Annotated in this window: 19 protein-coding genes; 7 read left to right on the top strand and 12 right to left on the bottom strand. The window is 73.8% G+C overall.

Annotated elements, in window-relative coordinates:
• Positions 1-39: 39 nt before the first annotated feature.
• On the bottom strand, positions 40-1,227 hold the full coding sequence (locus tag PHY01_RS05480; RefSeq protein ID WP_246085713.1) for a glycoside hydrolase family 3 N-terminal domain-containing protein: 1,188 nt from the start codon (positions 1,225-1,227) through the stop codon (positions 40-42).
• A 169-nt stretch (positions 1,228-1,396) separates the two neighbouring features.
• Here PHY01_RS05480 and PHY01_RS05475 point away from each other — a divergent pair, with 169 nt between their 5' ends.
• Both PHY01_RS05475 and PHY01_RS05470 read left to right on the top strand, forming a co-directional pair.
• On the top strand, positions 1,397-3,346 hold the full coding sequence (locus tag PHY01_RS05475) for a 3-oxoacyl-[acyl-carrier-protein] synthase III C-terminal domain-containing protein (protein WP_141277430.1): 1,950 nt from the start codon (positions 1,397-1,399) through the stop codon (positions 3,344-3,346).
• Positions 3,347-3,356: 10 nt separating this feature from the next.
• Positions 3,357-4,097 (top strand): beta-ketoacyl-ACP reductase, encoded by a 741-nt coding sequence (locus PHY01_RS05470; RefSeq protein WP_141277429.1) that lies wholly within the window; start codon positions 3,357-3,359, stop codon positions 4,095-4,097.
• 1 nt (position 4,098) lies between these two features.
• Here the strand turns inward: PHY01_RS05470 and PHY01_RS05465 are convergent, their stop codons facing one another.
• The 6 genes from PHY01_RS05465 to PHY01_RS05440 form a co-directional block, all read right to left on the bottom strand.
• Entirely contained in the window at positions 4,099-5,085 is a 987-nt protein-coding gene (locus PHY01_RS05465) for a glutathione S-transferase family protein (RefSeq protein ID WP_141277428.1), read from the bottom strand.
• 38 nt (positions 5,086-5,123) lie between these two features.
• Positions 5,124-5,396, bottom strand: coding sequence for a DUF4242 domain-containing protein (locus PHY01_RS05460; RefSeq protein WP_141277427.1), 273 nt, complete (start codon positions 5,394-5,396; stop codon positions 5,124-5,126).
• A 47-nt stretch (positions 5,397-5,443) separates the two neighbouring features.
• Positions 5,444-6,142 carry a GtrA family protein gene (locus PHY01_RS05455; protein WP_170183651.1) on the bottom strand — a complete coding sequence of 233 codons (699 nt, stop codon included), beginning with the start codon at positions 6,140-6,142 and terminating at the stop codon, positions 5,444-5,446.
• A 158-nt stretch (positions 6,143-6,300) separates the two neighbouring features.
• Positions 6,301-6,810, bottom strand: coding sequence for a protocatechuate 3,4-dioxygenase subunit alpha (pcaG, locus tag PHY01_RS05450; protein ID WP_141277425.1), 510 nt, complete (start codon positions 6,808-6,810; stop codon positions 6,301-6,303).
• The gene (pcaH, locus tag PHY01_RS05445) at positions 6,803-7,501 is read right to left on the bottom strand and encodes a protocatechuate 3,4-dioxygenase subunit beta (protein WP_141277424.1); all 699 of its coding nucleotides are present in this window, start codon (positions 7,499-7,501) and stop codon (positions 6,803-6,805) included. The genes pcaG and pcaH overlap by 8 nt, the downstream gene beginning before the upstream one ends.
• Positions 7,501-8,658: a 4-hydroxybenzoate 3-monooxygenase gene (locus tag PHY01_RS05440; RefSeq protein WP_141277423.1), complete on the bottom strand. Its 1,158-nt coding sequence runs from the start codon at positions 8,656-8,658 to the stop codon at positions 7,501-7,503. Before PHY01_RS05440 ends, pcaH begins: the two co-directional genes overlap by 1 nt.
• Before the next feature lie 142 nt (positions 8,659-8,800).
• On the opposite strand from PHY01_RS05440, the gene PHY01_RS05435 reads away from it, so the two are divergent.
• The 4 genes from PHY01_RS05435 to PHY01_RS05420 are packed head-to-tail and all read left to right on the top strand — an operon-like array spanning position 8,801 to position 12,469.
• Positions 8,801-9,586 (top strand): IclR family transcriptional regulator, encoded by a 786-nt coding sequence (locus PHY01_RS05435; protein WP_141277422.1) that lies wholly within the window; start codon positions 8,801-8,803, stop codon positions 9,584-9,586.
• A gap of 19 nt (positions 9,587-9,605) precedes the next feature.
• On the top strand, positions 9,606-10,592 hold the full coding sequence (locus tag PHY01_RS05430; protein WP_141277521.1) for an acetamidase/formamidase family protein: 987 nt from the start codon (positions 9,606-9,608) through the stop codon (positions 10,590-10,592).
• Positions 10,592-11,335 (top strand): SDR family NAD(P)-dependent oxidoreductase, encoded by a 744-nt coding sequence (locus PHY01_RS05425; RefSeq protein WP_141277421.1) that lies wholly within the window; start codon positions 10,592-10,594, stop codon positions 11,333-11,335. The genes PHY01_RS05430 and PHY01_RS05425 overlap by 1 nt, the downstream gene beginning before the upstream one ends.
• On the top strand, positions 11,336-12,469 hold the full coding sequence (locus tag PHY01_RS05420; RefSeq protein WP_141277420.1) for an epoxide hydrolase family protein: 1,134 nt from the start codon (positions 11,336-11,338) through the stop codon (positions 12,467-12,469).
• Positions 12,470-12,486: 17 nt separating this feature from the next.
• Here PHY01_RS05420 and PHY01_RS05415 read toward each other — a convergent pair whose 3' ends face one another.
• Both PHY01_RS05415 and PHY01_RS05410 read right to left on the bottom strand, forming a co-directional pair.
• The gene (locus PHY01_RS05415) at positions 12,487-13,647 is read right to left on the bottom strand and encodes an FIST signal transduction protein (RefSeq protein WP_141277419.1); all 1,161 of its coding nucleotides are present in this window, start codon (positions 13,645-13,647) and stop codon (positions 12,487-12,489) included.
• 143 nt (positions 13,648-13,790) lie between these two features.
• Positions 13,791-14,093 carry a S26 family signal peptidase gene (locus PHY01_RS05410; RefSeq protein ID WP_344252774.1) on the bottom strand — a complete coding sequence of 101 codons (303 nt, stop codon included), beginning with the start codon at positions 14,091-14,093 and terminating at the stop codon, positions 13,791-13,793.
• Between the two features lie 82 nt (positions 14,094-14,175).
• Between PHY01_RS05410 and sodN the strand changes: the two genes are divergently transcribed.
• Positions 14,176-14,586 carry a superoxide dismutase, Ni gene (gene sodN, locus PHY01_RS05405; protein ID WP_141277417.1) on the top strand — a complete coding sequence of 137 codons (411 nt, stop codon included), beginning with the start codon at positions 14,176-14,178 and terminating at the stop codon, positions 14,584-14,586.
• Positions 14,587-14,705: 119 nt separating this feature from the next.
• Here the strand turns inward: sodN and PHY01_RS05400 are convergent, their stop codons facing one another.
• From PHY01_RS05400 to PHY01_RS05390, 3 genes are all read right to left on the bottom strand, one after another.
• On the bottom strand, positions 14,706-15,359 hold the full coding sequence (locus PHY01_RS05400; RefSeq protein ID WP_170183650.1) for a class I SAM-dependent methyltransferase: 654 nt from the start codon (positions 15,357-15,359) through the stop codon (positions 14,706-14,708).
• Positions 15,360-15,503: 144 nt separating this feature from the next.
• Positions 15,504-16,763 (bottom strand): competence/damage-inducible protein A, encoded by a 1,260-nt coding sequence (locus tag PHY01_RS05395; RefSeq protein ID WP_141277415.1) that lies wholly within the window; start codon positions 16,761-16,763, stop codon positions 15,504-15,506.
• Positions 16,760-17,716, bottom strand: a complete 957-nt coding sequence (locus tag PHY01_RS05390) for a patatin-like phospholipase family protein (RefSeq protein WP_141277414.1) — start codon at positions 17,714-17,716, stop codon at positions 16,760-16,762. Before PHY01_RS05390 ends, PHY01_RS05395 begins: the two co-directional genes overlap by 4 nt.
• Positions 17,717-17,783 lie beyond the last annotated feature (67 nt).

Here is a 17,783-nt window from a genome sequence, read left to right as displayed (position 1 = left end):
CCGGCCCGGGCCCGATCCCCCGGGCCCGGGCGACGGGCGTCAGCCGCAGGCCGACTTCGCGCGCAGGACGCGGGTGACGGCCGCGGTGTGCTCCGTCGCGTCGAGGGTGCCGTCGGCCAGTGCCGGCTCCAGGGCGTCGAGGATCGGGGCCGGGTCGCCGCCGCTGGACCACAGGGCCACGTCGGAGCCCGCGGCCAGGGCGGTGAGCACCGCCTCGGGCAGCTCGTACTCCCCCGTCACCGCCTTCATCGCGCCGAGGTCGTCGGTGTAGACGACGCCGTCGAAGCCGTACTCGTCACGCAGCAGCGCGTACACCGCGGGGGTGAGGGAGCTGGGCAGGTCGTCGGTGAGGCCGGGGACGTCGAGGTGCCCGACCATCACCGCCGCGGGTCGCGGGCCCTCGGTCAGCGGGGCGCCGGGGCCCACCAGGTCGGCGTAGGGGCGCAGGTCGGCGGCGCGCAGCTCGTCCAGGGGCGGGGTGGTGACGCGGCCGGCGTGCGAGTCGCCGTCGGCGCGGCCGTGCCCGGGGAAGTGCTTCACGACGGGTTCGACCCCCGCGTCCTGCAGGCCCTGCGCGAAGGCCAGGGCGTAGCGGGTGACGTCGTCGGGGTCGGTGCCGAAGGAGCGGTCGCCGATCACCTCGTTCGCGCCCTGCCCCCCGAGGTCGACGACCGGCGCGATGTCCATGGTGACGCCCCGGGCCGCGAGCTGACGGCCCCGTTCGGCCGCCAGCGCGCGCACCTCGTCGGGGGTGAGCCCGCTCATCTCCCGGGCGCTGGGCAGGTCGCCGTCGAGCTCGTCGATGCGCTGGACGCGCCCGCCCTCGTCGTCGACGGCGACGGTGACCGGGATCCGGGCCCCGGCCTGCAGGGCGCGCAGGGACTGGTCCTGCAACAGCGCGGTGGCGTTGCCCGGCAGGAACACCCCGCCCACCTGGGAGGCGTGCACGGTCTCCGCGGCGGCCGCCGGGTCGGCGGCGTCGACCCCGACCATCAGGCGCTGCGCGAGCTGCGCGCGGGGCCCCAGCGCCGCGACGACGTCGACGCACTCCGGGAGCCGGTCGTCGACGGGCGCGGGGGCCAGCGGGGCGGGCGCGGAGAGCGGCTGCACGGGCGTGGGCACGGCCGGGACGAGGAACGCCGCCGCGGCGGCCACCACACCCGCGGCGATCCCCACGAGCCAGGGCCCGGCCGGGCGCCGCCGCGCGGGGTGGGCGCGGGCGCGCAAGCGGACGGACGTGTGATGTGCGGGTACGTGCGGTCGGGTCATCGCGGCCCATCATCCTCCTCGCGTCCGGGTGATCGACTCGACCATCGGTGGCGCGTCCGGGTGTCAGGGACAAGATCGGTCCCCCCTGCACTTGTGCGACGCGGGTCACATCGCGTTGGGTGGGGGTGTGAAGCCGTTCGTGATCAACAGCCACGGCAAGCTGGTGTTCCCCGCGACCGTCCTCGGAGAGCTCGACTTCTCCGTCCTCGACTCCCTCGACCAGTTCACCGCCGTCATCGGCCGTGACTTCGAGGCCAAGGCCCCCACCGGCACGGACCTGCTGGAACGCATCGAGTCCGGCTCCTACGACAGCCGCTTCCCGCTGCTGCGCGACCTGGCCCAGAACCTGTTCTGGGTCAACCGTTTCACGATGACGATGTTCGACAAGAGACCCACCCGCTTCCGCGACCTCCCCCGGGGCCGCAGCGACGTCTTCCTGCCCGTGCTGACGCCGTGGGAGGACGGCGACCGCAAGGTCAGCGCCGTCGAGAACGCCTACCGGTCGCTGCCCGCCACCTTCGACGAGGCCGCGGAGGACCGCGCGTTCGCCCTGCTGTTCGACGTGTTCCGGCACAAGCGCCACCACGCCACGGAGCTGCCGGCAATGAAGCCGACGGTCGCGGAGCTGCTCGCGCAGCCCGATGCGCTGACCTGGGTGCTGCCCGCGCACGACCCCGACTACCCGACCTTCTCCCTCACCGAGATCCTCGACGCCGACGAGGCCGTGCCGGAGCTGGAGGCGCTGTCGCGCTGGGCGATGGTGCTGCACAACCAGTACCCGTGGGAACGCGCCGACACCACGCTGCGGGCGGTCGGGGAGATCGGCGACGACGACGTCGTCATCGCCCTGCACCCGCGCAACCGCGACGTCACCGCGTTCATCGACCGGGTGCGCTCCGGGACGGTCCCGGCCGCGGCGCCCGCGGCGCTGCCCCCCGTCGAGCCCGTCGCGCCCTACCCGCCGACGCGGGTGCGCGAGGCCTTCGCGGTCGCACCTGTGCTGGAGGCGCTGTCGGTGGTGCGCGGCGAGCTGGTGTGCAGCAACGACGACGTCATCCGCAACGCGAGCTTCTCCTGGTCGCCGATGAGCGCGGCGGAGATCAGCACGAAGACCGGGATCGACGAGCGCCGCTACTCCGAGCGGCCACTGGAGCAGCTCGCCCTCGACGCGGCGCTGGCCGCGCTGGAGCACTCCGGGCGCACCCCCGCCGAGATCGGGGCGGTGCTGGTGGCCACCTGCACGAGCGACCGGCTCATCCCGTCCGCGGCCTGCTGGCTCTCGGGCCAGCTCGGGATCCTGCAGACCCACGCCTCGGCCGACATCGTGGCCGCCTGCGCGGGCCTGCCCTACGGGCTCTCCGAGGCCGTGCGGCTGCTGCAGGAGGTGCGCCGGCCGGTGCTGCTGGTCTGCGTCGAGAAGTTCTCCGACAAGATCGGCGCGGTCCGGACCTCACGCATGATCTTCGGCGACGGCGCGTCGGCGATCGTGGTGGCGCCCGGCGAGCGGTCCGACGTCGAGCTGCTGCAGACCTACGCCAGCGGCCCGGTCAGCGAGGTCAACTCGATCATCTGGCCGAACCCGGAGTTCGACAACGACATCACCGTCTACGGCCCGGAGGTCAAGTCGCTGGTGCAGCGCTACCTCGACCAGATGCTGGGCGAGCTGGCCGACGAGCCCGACCCCGACCGGCCGGACCGCCCGATGATCGACTCGATCGACCTCATCGTGCCGCACCAGGCCAACAAGACGATGATCCTCGGGCTCGCCGACAAGGCCGGGCTGCGCCACGACCAGCTCTACTTCAACATCGAGACGATGGGCAACGTCTCCGCGGCGTCGATCCCCATCGCCATCGCCGACGCCGTCCGCGACGGCGCCATCACCGCACCCGTCCGCGTGTTCGCGCCCGGGTTCGGGGCGGGTGCCGTCGGCGGCTACGCGGTGCTGCGCGTCGACCCGTCCATCGTCGCCCCGGAGCGTGCCGCCACGCCCCCCGCGACCGCGGCGGCCGACGACCGGCGCACCACCGACCGGCCCACCACCACAGACGACGTCCGTGAGGCGTTCGGCGAATGAGGGGAACCATATGACCGACAGGCGAGTGGCCATCGTGACCGGCGGGGCACGGGGCATCGGGGCGGCGATCACGACCGCGCTGGCGAAGTCCGGGGTGCACGTCGCGGCCGGGTACTCCTCGAACAGCAAGGCGGCGGAGGAACTGGCCGAGAAGCTCGGTGCCGACGGTGGGTCGGTGTCGGTGCACCAGGGCAACGTCGGCGTCGTGGAGGACTGCAACCGGGTCGTGGGCGAGGTGCTCGAGGCCCACGGGCGCATCGACTACCTCATCAACAACGCCGGCGTCACCGTCGACAAGACGATGCGCAAGATGTCGGTGGAGGACTGGCACGCCGTGCTGCGCGTCAACCTCTCCGGCGCGTTCTACATGACCAAGCCGGTGCTCGACCACATGCTGGAGCGCAGGTTCGGCCGGATCGTCAACATCTCGTCGGTGATCGGGCAGATGGGCAACATCGGGCAGGTCAACTACGCCGCGTCCAAGGCCGGGCTGTTCGGGCTGACGCAGAGCCTCGCGCGCGAGACGGCCAACAAGGGCATCACGGTCAACAGCGTGGCCCCCGGCTACATCGAGACCGAGATGGTGGCGGCGATCCCGCAGGAGGCCTACGACAAGATCGTCGCCCGGGTGCCGGTGGGCCGGCTGGGCCAGGCGTCGGAGATCGCGCGCGCGGTGCAGTTCCTCGTCGACGACGACGCGGGCTACATCACCGGCAGCGTCATCTCCGTCAACGGCGGGATGGACATGTAGGTCAGCCGATCGACGGCACCCGCTCGGCTTCCGCGACCGGGCCGGGCGGGGTGCCGTCGCCGAAGGGACGGCCGCCGAGCTCGTCGCGGCCGTGCGGGGTGAGCCAGCCGCGCAGGTCGGGACCCAGCGGCACGACGCCGCTCGGGTTGATCGAGTCGTGTACGCCGTAGTAGTGCTGCTTGACCTGCACGAAGTCGGTGGTGTCGCCGAAGCCCGGGGTGGCGAACAGGTCGCGCGCGTAGGCCCACAGCACCGGCATCTCCGTGAGCTTGTGCCGGTTGCACTTGAAGTGGCCGTGGTAGGCGGAGTCGAAGCGGACGAGGGTGACCCACAGCCGGACGTCGGCCTCGGTGATCGTGTCGCCCACGAGGTAGCGACGGCCCGCGAGGTGGTCGGACAGGGCGTCGAGCCGGTCGAACAGCTCCCCGTAGGCCTGCTCGTAGGCCTCCTGGGTGCTCGCGAACCCGCACCGGTAGACGCCGTTGTTCACCGAGTCGTAGAACGAGTCGATCATCTCGTCGATCTCGGCCCGGTGCCGCTCCGGGTAGAGGTCGGGCGCGCCGGGGCGGTGGTGCGCGGTCCACTGGGTGGAGAAGTCCTTGGTGAGGTCCGCGAACCCGTTGGTGGCCACCTGGCCGCTCGCGACGTCGACCAGCGCGGGGACGGTGATCCCGGCGTCGAAGTCGGGATCGGCGGCGCGGTAGGCCTCGCCGAGGTACTCGATGCCGAGCACCGGGTCGCGGTCGCCCGGGTCGAGGTGGAAGCGCCAGCTGCGCTCGTCGTGCAGCGGGCCCGCGATCCCCATCGAGATCGCGCCCTCCAGGCCGAGCAGCCGCCGGACGATCACCGACCGGTGCGCCCACGGGCAGGCCCGCGCGACGACGAGCCGGTAGCGCCCCGCCTCCACCGGCCAGCGCGACGAGCCGTCGGCCAGGATCCGTTCGGCCATGCCGACGGGCTCGCGCTCGAAGACCCCCTGTGGCGTCATGATCACCAGGGTAGGCCGCGGGGCCGGAACCGGCAGGTTCAGCGACCGCCGGTGGTCGGGTCGATGGTGCGCCGGACCTCGCTGACGGAGTTCGCCGGGAACCCGCCCGCGTCGGCGTGGGCACGGATCTTGTCCGCGTCCGGGGCCACGTACACGCAGTAGATCTTGTCGTCGGTGACGTAGCTGTGGTCCCACTGGACGTCGGGCATGGTGTCCAGGACCTGGTTGCTGGTGCGGCTGATGTCGTTGATCTGGGCGTCGGTCAGGCTGCCCGCGCCGGGCAGTTCGCGTTCGATGACGTACTTGGGCATGTCCTCGACGCTAGTCACCCGCCGCGGGACCCGACCCCTCCGAACGGTCAGTCGTCGTCCCCGTCGTCGTCCCCGTCCCCGCCGTCGTCCTCACCGTCGCCGCCGTCCTGCTGGTCGGACACGCCGGGGTTGTCGTCGTCGCCCTGGACCGGGCCGCACGCGCCCGCCGAGGAGAGCACCAGGGCCGCTCCGGCCAGGCCCGCCACGACGGCCCGCTTCACCGACGTGCGCTTCATGATGGTCTGTCGCATGGGAGCAGAGCCTGCCACGGATGGGCCCGCCACGGACGGCGCCGGATCGAAGACCCAGAAGCGCAGCAGCAGGAACCGGACCGCCCCGCCCAGGACACTGGCGGCCGCCACGGTGACCGTCTCGAGCAGCGGCGTCGGCTCGTCGACGACGGCGTGCAGCGCCAGCAGCACCGCGGAGCTGTAGACGGCGTAGAAGGCGACCATCCCGGCGGTCTGCACGTGGGCGCGCCAGCGGTGGCCCTGCTCGCCGCTGAAGGTGAACCGGCGGTTGACCTCGGTGCTCACCAGCGTGCTCACCACGAGGGCGGCGAGGTTGGCCGCGAGCAGCTCCCACCAGGTGCGCAGGGACAGGAAGACCAGCGCGTTGACCAGCGTGCCGACGCCGCCGGCCACGACGTAGCGCGACAGCTGCACGGCCAGGGGGTGCCGCTCGCGCAACGACGGGCGGGACCGCGGCGCACCGTCGAGCGGCGCACGGTCGAGCACGGCGGTCATCGGTCCCCCCTCCCTAGATCCACAGCACATCACAGGCACCCCGGTCGGCGCCGTCACCCAGCTGTGCGAACACTGAGACGTTGTGAGCAACGCCGAGATCGTTCCGGGGTTTCCCTGCTGCGACGTGATCTACGCGTGAGGCCTCTCACCGGTTCGCACTACAGGGCGAGGAACACCGTCTCGTGTGCGCCCTGCAGGCGGACGTCGAACCGCAGCTCGCCCGGGCCCGCGTCGACGGCGACGAGCGTGGCCGCACGGTCGGGCGGGAGCGCGGCGAGCAGCGGGTCGGCGGCGTTGGCCGCGGCCTCGTCGGGGAAGTAGATGCGGGTGACGACGCGGTCGAGCAGGCCGCGGGCGAACACCGACACGTCGACGTGGGGGGCCTGACCGTCGCCGAGCGCGCCCGGCTTGACGGTGCGGACCTCCCAGGTGCCGTCCGGCCCGGTGGCGCACCGCCCGAAACCTGCCGTCGGGTCGGGGCGGCCGTCGGCGCCGACCTGCCAGGTCTCGACGAGACCGTCGGCGACGGGCTCGCCCGCGCCGTCGGTGAGCGTGCCGCTGATCCGGACGGCCCCCGGCGTCCCCTCGGGGACGACCAGGTGCCCGTCGGGCCAGGTCAGGCCGATCGACAGGAACGGGCCGACGGTCTGGGACGGGGTCTCATCCATGGGGCTCCTCGAACGGCGTGGCCGCGCCACCGCGCAGCACGATGTCGAACCGGTAGGCCAGGGCCCATTCGGGGCGGGTGGCGTCGAGGTCGAACGCCGACACCATGCGCATCCGCGCCCGCTCGTCGGGCACGGAGTTGACGATCGGGTCGTGGGCGAGCAGCGGGTCGTCGGGGAAGTACATCTGGGTGACCAGCCGCTGGGGGAAGGCCCGCCCGAACAGCGAGAAGTGGATGTGGGCGGGGCGCCAGGCGTTGTGGTGGTTGCCCCAGGGGTAGGCGCCGGGCCGGATCGTGGTGAACGAGTAGCCGCCGTCGGCGCCGGTGACGACCCGGCCGCCTCCGGTGAAGTTCGGGTCCAACGGGGCGGGCCAGGTGTCGCGGGCGTGGGCGTAGCGGCCCGCGGCGTTGGCCTGCCAGATCTCGACGAGGCTGTCGGGCACCGCCCGGCCGTCTCCGTCGAGGACCCGGCCGAACACGACGATGCGCTGCCCGATCGGCTCGCCCGCGTGCTGGCGGGTGAGGTCGTCGTCGGACGGGCCGACCGGCCCGCGCAGCGCGGGACCGGTGAGCTCGGTGAGGCCCTGGGGCAGCACCACCGGCGCGTGCGACGGCGCCCGCAGCGCGGTGCTGCGGTAGCCGGGCGCGCTCAGCGGCGGGTGGGTCCCCGCGGCGGGGGGTCGGTAGGTCATCACACGCTCCCGTGGGGCAGGCCGACGTAGTTCTCGGCGAGGGTGGTGGCCGCGGCCCGCGAGCGCACGGTCTGGCGCAGCTGGGCGAGCTGCAGGCGGCGGTCGAAGGCGTCGGCGGCCGGGTCGGTGTGCAGCATGGAGGTCATCCACCAGGAGAAGTGCTCCGCGCGCCACACGCGGCGCAGGCAGGTGTCGGAGTAGGCGTCGACGCCCGACCCATCGCCCGCGGTGACCAGGCGGTACAGCGCGTCGGCCAGCACCCGGACGTCGGCGATGGCGAGGTTCATGCCCTTGGCGCCGGTCGGCGGCACGATGTGCGCGGCGTCGCCGGCGAGGAACAGCCTGCCGTGGCGCATCGGCTCGGCGACGAAGCTGCGCATCCCGGTGACCCCCTTCTCCAGCAGCGGGCCCTCGTTGATCTCGGTGCCCAGGCGCCGGTGCAGCTCGTCCCAGATCCGGGCGTCGGACCAGTCGTCGGCGTCGGTGTCCGGCGGCACCTGCAGGTAGAGGCGGGTCACCTCGGGGCTGCGCATCGAGTAGAGCGCGAAGCCGTCGGGGTGGTTGGCGTAGACGAGCTCCTCGCGGACGGGCGCGGCCTGCGCGAGGATCCCCAGCCAGGCGAAGGGGTACTGCCGGTCGTAGGTGGTGTGCGGCACGGCGGCACGGCTGACGCCGTGGAACCCGTCGGCGCCGACGACGGCGTCGCAACGCAGCTCGCCCCGTGTCCCGTCGGCACCGTCGAAGTGGATCACCGGGTCGGACGTGAGGCCGTCGAGCCGGACGCCCGAGACCTCGAACCGGACGTCGCCGCCGTCGGCCAGCCGGGCGGCGACGAGGTCCTTGACGACCTCCTGCTGCCCGTAGACGACGATGCCGCGGCCGGTGAGGTCGGCGAAGTCGATGCGGTGCTCCTCGCTGTCGAACCGCAGGGAGACGCCCTCGTGCGGCATCCCCTCACGGTCCATCCGCTCGCCGAGCCCGACCTCCCGCAGCAGCTCGACGGTCGGGTGCTCCAGCACCCCGGCCCGCACCCGCCGCTCGATGTACTCGCGGCTGCGCGCCTCCAGCACCACCGAGTCGATCCCCCGGCGGGCCAGCAGGTGCGAGAGCAGCAAGCCCGCCGGACCGGCACCCACGATCCCCACCTGTGTCCGCATCGGCCCACCGTGACCGACGGGCACCGCGGGGCTCGACAGGACTTCCGCTGAGTGGAAGTCTGGTCCCGCTGCCCCGGGGCCGCGCGCACCGTCGGTCCGCCGCGCGCACGTCCGGCGGTGCGCGGGGGGCCGGGAGGTGCGCGTGGGATCGACCGGACGCGACGGGCCCGCCCCGGCGACGGTGACGCAGCGGGTGCTGGGGCTGCTGGCCGCATTCGACGCCGACCACCCGCGGCTGGCGCTCACCGAGCTCGCCCGCCGCGCCGGGCTGCCGCTGAGCACCGCGCACCGGCTGGTGGGCGAGCTGACCGGGTGGGGCGCGCTGGAGCGCGGCGACGACGGCCGGTACCGGATCGGGCTGCGGCTGTGGGAGATCGGGGCGCTCGCCCCGCGGTCGGTGGGGCTGCGGGAGGCGGCCCTGCCGTTCCTCACCGACCTGCAGGAGGTCACCGGCGAGAACGTCCAGCTCGCCGTGCTCGACGGCACCGAGGTCGTCTACGTCGAGCGGCTCTCCGGGCGCCGGGCCGTCAACGTCATCACGCGGGTCGGCGGGCGGCTGCCGCTGCACGCCACCGGCGTCGGCCTGGTACTGCTGGCCCACGCCCCGCCCGAGCTGCAGGAAAGGGTGCTCGCCGCCCCGCTGCGGCGCTACACCGAGCACACGATCACCACCCCGGCGCAGCTGCGCCGGGTGCTCGCCGACGTGCGGCGCTCCGGGGTCGCGGTGAGCGACCGGCAGATCGAGCTGGTGGCGCTGTCGGTGGCGGCGCCCGTGCGCGCCCCCGGTGGGGAGGTCGTCGCGGCGCTGTCGGTCGTGGTGCCCGCCGCGGGCTCGGACCCCCGCGCGTACGTCCCGGTGGTGCGGGCGGCGGCCCGGGGCGTCTCCCGGGTCCTCGGTCCCCCGCGAGGTGTTGCGGTCGGTGCGTGATGCGGCAACGATCCCGGTGATGGACGTCGTGGAGTTCCGCCCCACCCCCGACCAGTACGCGTGGACCTTCGGCGGCGTCGCGCCGAGCCACCGCATCCGCCCCGGCACCGTGCTGAGACTGTGGACGGAGGACGCGTTCTCCGGGCGGCTGCAGCGCACCACCGACATGCCCTCGCAGGTGCTGGACATGACCCAGGTCAACCCGCAGACCGGGCCGTTCCACGTCGAGGGGGCGCAACCGGGCGACACCCTGGCCATCCACATCGTCGACCTGACGCCCGCGCGCGACTGGGCGGCGAGCACCACGATCCCGTTCTTCGGGGCGCTCACCCACCCGTACACGCTGCACGAGCCGCTGCCCGAGCGCACCTGGATCTACCAGCTCGACCGGGCCGCCGGGACGGTGCGGTTCGAGTCGGCCGCCCTCACCCTGGACCTGCCGCTGGAGCCGATGCTCGGCACCGTCGGGGTCGCGCCGCCGGGCCGCGAGGTGCGGTCGAGCCTGGTGCCCGACACCTTCGGCGGCAACATGGACACCCCGGAGATGAAGCCCGGCACCACCTGCTACCTGGGCGTCAACGTCGAGGGCGCGCTGTTCTCCGTCGGCGACGGGCACTACCGGCAGGGCGAGGGCGAGAGCTGCGGCACCGCGGTGGAAGGCGCCATGGACGTCACGCTGATCGTCGAGCTGATCAAGGGCGGGGCGCCCGCGTGGCCGCGGCTGGAGCACGACGACCACTACGCCGTGGTCGGGTCGGCCCGCCCGCTGGAGGACGCCTGGCGGGCGTCGCAGGTCGGCATGGTGGCCTGGCTCGGCGACCTCTACGGCCTCGACCGCCTCGACGCCTACCAGCTGCTCACCCAGGTCGCGCTGTCCCCGCTGGCCAACGTCTGCGACACCAACTACAGCGCGCTCACCAAGATCTCCAAGCACCTGCTCCCCGCCGCCGACGCGCACGGCGGCATGCACGCCCACCTGCGCTCCCTCGCGAAAGGACTGATCTGATGGATCTGCAGCTGGCCGGGAAGGCCGCGCTGGTCACCGGCGGGACGAAGGGCATCGGTCGCGCCGTGGTCGAGGCGCTGCTGGCCGAGGGCGCGAAGGTCGCGTTCTGCGCGCGCAACGCCGCCGAGGTCGAGGCCGCCGCGGCCGAGCTGGGCGCCACCGGCACCGCCCTCGACGTGGCCGACGGGGCCGCCCTCGCCGCGTGGGTCGCCGACACCGCGGAACGGTTCGGGGGGATCGACGTCGCCGTCGCCAACGTCAGCGCGCTGGCGATCGGGGCGGGCGAGGACAACTGGAAGGCCTCCTTCGAGGTCGACCTCATGCACACGGTGCGGCTGTGCGAGGCCGCGCTGCCGCACCTCACGGCGACGCGCGGGTCGATCGTCGCGATCTCGTCGGTGTCCGGCCGTGAGATCGACTTCGCCAAGGACGCCTACGGCACCATGAAGGCCGCCGTCGTCCACTACGTCTCCGGGCTGGCCTTCGAGCACGCCGCGGCGGGCGTCCGCGCCAACTGCGTCTCCCCCGGCAACACCTACTTCCCGGGCGGCGTGTGGGCGGGCATCGAGGGTGGCGACCCCGACCTGTTCGCCACCGCCATGGGCCTGAACCCGACGGGCCGGATGGCCACCGCCGAGGAGATCGCCTACGCCGTCATGATGCTCGCGAGCCCGCGCGCGTCGTTCATCACGGGCACCAACCTCGTCGTCGACGGTGCCCTGACCCGGGGGGTGCAGCTGTAGGTGCGCGAGTTCCGGATCGACATCCCCCAGGCCGATCTCGACGACCTGCGCGACCGCCTCGCCCGCACCCGCTGGCCCGAGCCCTCGACGGTCGAGGGCTGGACCCAGGGCGTGCCGCTCGACTACGCCCGCGAGCTCGTCGAGCACTGGAGCGGCGTCTACGACTGGCGCCGCTGCGAGGCCGAGCTCAACGCGCTGCCGCAGTTCCGCACCCCGCTCGACGGCGGGGGTGACGACGCCGTGCAGGTCCACTTCCTGCACGTGCGCTCCCGGCACGGGAACGCCATGCCGCTGCTGCTCACCCACGGGTGGCCGGGCTCGGTGATCGAGTTCCTGGACGTGGTCGACGACCTCGTCGACCCGCCCGACCCCCGCGACGCGTTCCACCTCGTCATCCCCTCGCTGCCCGGGTACGGGTTCAGCGACAAGCCGTCGACGTCGGGGTGGGGCGTCGAGCGCATCGCCACCGCCTGGGCCCAGCTCATGGACCGCCTCGGCTACGACCGCTACGCCGCGCAGGGCGGCGACTGGGGCTCGATGATCACCTCGGCGCTGGGCACGGGGATGCCCGAGGCCGTCATCGGCATCCACATCACGCTGCCGCTGGCCCAGCGCCCGCCCGAGGGGGCGGTGCCGCGGCTGACGAAGGCCGAGGAGGCCGCGCTCACCGACCGGCGCTACTTCGAGACCCACCGCGCCGGCTACTCCGCGATCCAGGCCACCCGCCCGCAGACGCTGGGCTACGGCCTGCTCGACTCGCCGGTGGCCCAGTGCATGTGGATCATGGAGAAGTTCTGGGACTGGACCGACTCCGCGGGCCCGCCGGAGAACGTCATCCCGCGCGACCGGATGCTCGACGACGTGATGCTCTACTGGCTGACCGGCACCGCGGCGTCCTCGGCCCGGCTGTACTGGGAGAGCTACAAGCGCCGCAGGCTCGACCCGGTCGAGGTACCCACCGGCATCACGCTGTTCCCCAAGGAGCTGTGGCGGCTGCCGCGCTCGTGGCTGGAGCGCCGGTACACCGACATCCGGCACTTCCACCAGCCCGACGTCGGCGGCCACTTCCCGTCGATGGAGCAGCCGGAGATCTTCGTCGACGAGCTGCGGGCGTTCTTCGGGACCCTGCGCTGACGCCGGGGTGCGGGGCCTCAGCGGAAGGTCAGCACCGACGCGGTGAAGCCGTGCAGGTGGTTGCGCCCGCCCACCGGGCCGATCTCGCCCGCCGCGAAGAACCCCGCCACACCCGCATCGCCCAGCACGCGGCGCAGCAGGGCGGGGTCGTGGTCGGCGGAGTCGAACATCGTCGTGCCGCGCCCGTTGCAGGAGAACAGCAGCGCTCCGCCGGCCGGTTCGGTGCCGAGCAGCTCGACGAGGTCCTCCCCCGCGCCCCCGGCGTCGCGCACCTGGAACCGCACCGTCTGCCCCACCTCGACGAGCTCGCCGATCGCGACCGCCCCCGTCGCCTCGTCGACGCCGGTGACGCCACGGATCAGGAAGTCGCCGCGGCCGTGGTCGTCGGCGTACTCGTTGATCGCGATGCCGACGTGCAGCCCGCGCCCGGCCAGCTCCTGCTCGGCGGGCGGCAGCGCCGTCACGATCTCGGCCAGGCGCCGGTAGGCGGGCGACCCGGCCAGCTCCAGCAGCACGTTGCGTTCGGCGCGCGTCACGACCATCGCCGGGCCGATCGGCCGGCACCCCTGGCTGACGACCGTGCGCACGCCCACGTCGCCGCCCAGCACGACCCCGACCCCGCCGCGGTCGTGGACCTCGCCGTCGAGGAACAGGCGGTTGGCGCCCGGCCCGCCCGGGGCCCCGGTCAGGCCGCCGACCACCGGGAACCCGGGCAGCGCCGCGTTGCCGTGCTCCAGGAAGGCGCCGACCGGGAACGAGTAGGGGTCGACGACGAGCGCGGCCACCCGGTCGTCGGAGCGGGCCTCGGGGAGCCCCGCGACGCGCACGCCGCCCTCGGAGCGCTCGGCGGTGAGCCGCACCGGGCGGACCGTCGCGCCCGGCAGCGTGGCCGCCCAGACCGCGACGGCCGGCCCGTGCTCGACCCCGCGGCCGTCGCCGATCACGCCGCCGGAGGTGCCCCCGACGCTCGTGCGCGCCCCGGCCAGCTCCATCGCGCGACGCCCCGCGGCCTCGGCCGCGTCGCCGCCGAGGCGGCCCGGCGCGACGAAGACCCACACCAGGTCGGGCACGGCGCCCTCGAGCGGGGCGAGCGCCTGGGCGACGGCGACCTCGGCCGCACCCCCCAGGTCCGGGCCGACCGCGAGACCGTCCCCGAACCGCCGACCTGGATGCGTCATGGGCCCATCGTCACAGAAGTGCGGTCGCGGCACCGCCCCACGGGCGTTCCCGCCGACCCGCCCGGGCCGGGGGGAGGAACGGCACTCCGCCGGTGCCCCGCTTAACGCTAGTGTTTTGCAGAAAAGAATAGATGGCTGAAACGTCAGGAACGCAGCCGGCCGGGCCGCGGCCACATTCGCCCGGAGGCGACCCCGACCACGTTCGCGGGACCCAATGTCCGGGAATCCGTCGACCCGTCGGGGTTGTCCCCGAGCACCCACCAGCCCGCCCCGTCGGCCCGCACCGCCCGCTTCACCGAGAGCTGCTCCGGGCGCTGTGACCAGCGCACGAGCACCACGTCACCCGGTGCCGGCGCCGCCCCGAACCGCACCAGCAGGACGTCGCCGTCACGGACCGTCGGGGACATCGACGGACCGCGCACCGCCACCCTTCTCCACCGGATCACACATATCTCCTCGCCGTTGCGGGAACGCCCCGGGAGTAGGGTGACAGGAACGAGTTCGATCATCGGAACAAGGAAGGACCCCATGCGGATGCTGTCCCGTATTCTCCGCCCGCGGCTGGAGGCCACCGCGCACTGCGACCTCCCCTGCGGCGTCTACGACCCCGCCCAGGCGCGCATCGAGGCCGAGTCCGTCAAGGCCATCCAGGAGAAGTACCAGGGCAACGACGACCCCGCCTTCCGCGCGCGGGCCATCGACATCAAGGAGCAGCGCTCCGACCTGGTCAAGCACCACCTCTGGGTGCTGTGGACCGACTACTTCAAGCCGCCGCACTTCGAGAAGTACCCGGAGCTGCACGAGCTGTTCAACAAGGCCACCAAGGCCGCGGGTGCCTCGGGCACCAAGGCGTCGAACGACCCGGCCACCGGCCAGGAGCTGCTCGACCTGATCGCCCAGATCGACAAGATCTTCTGGGAGACCAAGCAGGCGGCCTGATCAAGGCCACAGGAGCGGCGCTGACCAGCGGGAACGTTACCCGTTGGTCGGCGTCGTTTCTCGTGGTCGAGCAGCGTTTCGCGGCCCAGCCGGCGCCTCGCAGCCGGAGTCTGCAGAGTTCAAGCGTCATGGCGCGCCAGCAGATATCCGGCGGGGGGCTTGCCCGGCGCCGGGGCGACGATTCGCAGGCGTCCGAGCTCGGCGAAGTCGTGCTCGCGCAGTCGGTCGGCGAGCGCGTCGAGGGTCCACAGATACGCCGGTGAGGCTCTGTGGTCGTACGGGACCCAACCGTCGGCGTCTGCGGTGTCGGTGATCTGCACACCGATCAGCAGGGGTCCACCCGGCTCCACCACCCGGGCGAACTCGGTCAGGACGCGCGGGAGCAGGTCCGGCGGTGTGTGGATCAACGAGAAGTGCGCCAGGATGCCCGCGATCGACTCGTCCCCTGCGTCGAGATGAAGCAGCGAACCGACCTCGTAGCGCAGGTCGGGACGGTACCGGCGGGCGATCGCGACCATGGCCGGTGACAGATCGATCCCGTACGCCCGGATACCGGCTCGATCCAGGTGATCGGTCCACTGCCCGGGACCGCAACCCGCATCGACCACAGCACCCGCCGACCCACCGGCGCGGACGACGTCGGCGAAGGCGTTGATCATCGCTGCTGACAGCGCATCGACGACGTGGTCGCCCTGTCGCACCATTGCGTCGTACAACTCGGCGACCTCGTCGTAGTCACGGCGGGTCCGATCCAACGCGTCGTTCTCGCTCACCCGCCGGACCCTAGGGAACAGGTCGGACAAGCGATCGATACGTCCACCCAGGAGCTTCCTCATCGCGCGCCGCCGGTCCCCCGACCCCGGGTGAGATCGACGTGGTGGGGGTTCGACGGCCACGAAACCCCCATCACGTCGATCTCACCCGCGGACGGCCCGCAGCAGCAGGTGCATGGCGACGTCGGTGGAGCGTTCGCGCACGTCCGACCGTCCGCCGGGCAGGCGGGGGTCGCGGGCGAGGACCGCGCCGTCGGCGGTGGTCACGCAGAAGCAGACGTACCCGACGGGCTTGGCCTCGGTCCCGCCGTCCGGCCCCGCGACGCCGGTGATCCCGATGCCGACGTCGGCGCCGAAGCGGGCGCGGGCGCCGTCGGCCAGGGCGCGGGCGACCTCCGGGGACACCGCGCCGTGGGCCTCGATCAGCGCGGCCGGGACGTCGAGCAGGGCGGTCTTCGCCGCGTTGGAGTACGCGACCACCCCGCCCGCCACGTACGCCGAGGAGCCCGCCCGGTCGATCAGCCGTGACGCCAGCATGCCGCCGGTGCACGACTCCCCCGTCGCCACCGTCCACCCGCGGTCGAGCAGCCCGGCGGCGACGAGCGCGTCGGTGCTCGTCCCGTCCGCGCTGACCAGGAACCGCTCGTGCGCGGCGACCAGCGCGTCGGCCAGCGCGTCCGCCGACGCCCCCGGCGCCGGGCGCAGGTCGACCTCCAGCTCGGAGCGGCGCAGGCACGTCGTCACCTCGACGTCGCCGGCGTCCAGCGTGCGCAGGGTGGCGGCGATCTCGGACTCGGGCAGCCCGAAGAAGCGCAGCGACCGCGACCGCGCGGGCGGCACCCCGGCCAGCAGCGCGGCGACGGGGTCCGAGGCGAGCGCGGCCTGCCACATCCCCTGCAGCTCGCGCGGCGGCCCGGGCAGGACGATGACGACCGGCCCGTCGGGCACGGTGACGACCAGCCCGGGCGCGGTGCCGACGGGCGGGAGCGCCACCGCCCCGCGCGGCACCATCGCCTGCTTGCGGTTGGCCTCCTCCAGCGCCGGGCCGTCGAACCCGGTGCGCCGCGCCCAGGCCGCGAGGATGCCGGCGATGTGCGCGCGCATCGGCTCGTCGAGCTCAAGCGGTACCCCGGCGAAGGAGGCGACGACCTCGGCGGTCAGGTCGTCGGCCGTGGGTCCCAGCCCCCCGCTGGTGACCACGAGCGCGGCGCCCCGGACGAACTCCAGCGCGTCGGCGAGGTCGGCCGGGCGGTCGCCGACGACGAGCACGTGCGACACCTCGAACCCCAGCGCGCCCAGGTGCTCGGCGACCCACGGGCCGTTCTTGTCCGAGATCGCGCCGGTGAGCAGCTCGCTCCCGGTGACGACGACCGCGGCCCGCGGCCGGGCAGGTGATCCACTCATGCCGCCGACGCTACCGCCGCCTGCGCCGACCCGTCGCCCACCGCCACGGCCTCGGCGACGCGGACCGGGTCGGTCGACAGCGCGCCGATGCCGGCCGAGCGCGACGGGCCCAGCGCGAGCAGGTGCCCGGGCCCGCGGTCGGGGTGCGCCGCGTCGGTGACCAGGCGCAGGTCGTAGCGGCGCGTGCCCTGGGCGAGGGTCCCGAGCCCGGGGACGAGGCGGTCGAGCGCGCGGGCCCAGACCGACAGGCCCGACGGCGGTTCGATCTCCGACTCCGGGCGGCACACGAGCACGAGCACGTGCGTCGCGCCCCCGCGCAGCGCCCGGGCCATGGCCAGCGGCTCGCCCACCGACCCGTCGACCCAGCGGCGCCCGCCGTGCTCCACCGGCGGCCCGGCGAGCAGCGGGATGGCGGCGGTGGCGCGCAGGCCGCGGCGCCAGTCCTCGACGGTGTGCAGGCCGCGCAGGACGTGCGGGCTCAGGTCGGCGGTGTCGGTGGCGACGACGTGCAGCGGCACCGCGCAGTCTTGCAGCGCCTCCCACGGCAGCGGCTTGGTGCCCGAGAGCACGCCGTCGACCAGGTGGTCGATGCTCACGGCGGGGCGGCCGGTGCCGAGCCGGCGCAGGTCGATGAACGCCCGCGAGGCCAGGTCCTCGGGGAAGGCCGCGGCACCGGCGTCGGCACGGCCGGTGAGGAACGAGGCCGCCGACACCGCACCCGAGGACGCCCCGTACACCTCGTCGAAGGCGTCGCGCAGGCCGGCGCGGTCGAGCGCGTGCAGCATCCCGGCGACGTAGGCCCCGCGCATCCCGCCCCCGCCGACGACGAGCGCGACGCGGTGCGGGTCGGCCCGCGCGCCGGGCCGGGTGCCGCGGCGGGCGAGCAGCACGCGGAGGACGTCGTGGTCCCCGCGGAGTGCGGGTCCGGGCTGTGCCGGTCCGGGCGGGGTCACGCGCGGAGAGTAGGACACGACACACCGCAGGCCCGGACCGATGCGGTCCGGGCCTGCGGCGGGAGGG

It is taken from the genome of Pseudonocardia hydrocarbonoxydans (assembly GCF_006539565.1).
Taxonomy (GTDB): domain Bacteria; phylum Actinomycetota; class Actinomycetes; order Mycobacteriales; family Pseudonocardiaceae; genus Pseudonocardia; species Pseudonocardia hydrocarbonoxydans.
Note: the sequence above shows the minus strand (reverse complement) of the source record. Positions and strands in the feature narration are given on the sequence as shown.

What these genes read in the sequence shown, in the direction of transcription:
- PHY01_RS05470 (WP_141277429.1), top strand. Translation starts at nt 3,357, where the DNA reads ATGACCGACAGGCGAGTGGCCATCGTGACCGGCGGGGCACGGGGCATC.
- PHY01_RS05465 (WP_141277428.1), bottom strand. Translation starts at nt 5,085, where the DNA reads ATGACGCCACAGGGGGTCTTCGAGCGCGAGCCCGTCGGCATGGCCGAA.
- PHY01_RS05460 (WP_141277427.1), bottom strand. Translation starts at nt 5,396, where the DNA reads ATGCCCAAGTACGTCATCGAACGCGAACTGCCCGGCGCGGGCAGCCTG.
- PHY01_RS05455 (WP_170183651.1), bottom strand. Translation starts at nt 6,142, where the DNA reads ATGACCGCCGTGCTCGACCGTGCGCCGCTCGACGGTGCGCCGCGGTCC.
- pcaG (WP_141277425.1), bottom strand. Translation starts at nt 6,810, where the DNA reads ATGGATGAGACCCCGTCCCAGACCGTCGGCCCGTTCCTGTCGATCGGC.
- pcaH (WP_141277424.1), bottom strand. Translation starts at nt 7,501, where the DNA reads ATGACCTACCGACCCCCCGCCGCGGGGACCCACCCGCCGCTGAGCGCG.
- PHY01_RS05440 (WP_141277423.1), bottom strand. Translation starts at nt 8,658, where the DNA reads ATGCGGACACAGGTGGGGATCGTGGGTGCCGGTCCGGCGGGCTTGCTG.
- PHY01_RS05430 (WP_141277521.1), top strand. Translation starts at nt 9,606, where the DNA reads ATGGACGTCGTGGAGTTCCGCCCCACCCCCGACCAGTACGCGTGGACC.
- PHY01_RS05425 (WP_141277421.1), top strand. Translation starts at nt 10,592, where the DNA reads ATGGATCTGCAGCTGGCCGGGAAGGCCGCGCTGGTCACCGGCGGGACG.
- PHY01_RS05415 (WP_141277419.1), bottom strand. Translation starts at nt 13,647, where the DNA reads ATGACGCATCCAGGTCGGCGGTTCGGGGACGGTCTCGCGGTCGGCCCG.
- sodN (WP_141277417.1), top strand. Translation starts at nt 14,176, where the DNA reads ATGCGGATGCTGTCCCGTATTCTCCGCCCGCGGCTGGAGGCCACCGCG.
- PHY01_RS05395 (WP_141277415.1), bottom strand. Translation starts at nt 16,763, where the DNA reads ATGAGTGGATCACCTGCCCGGCCGCGGGCCGCGGTCGTCGTCACCGGG.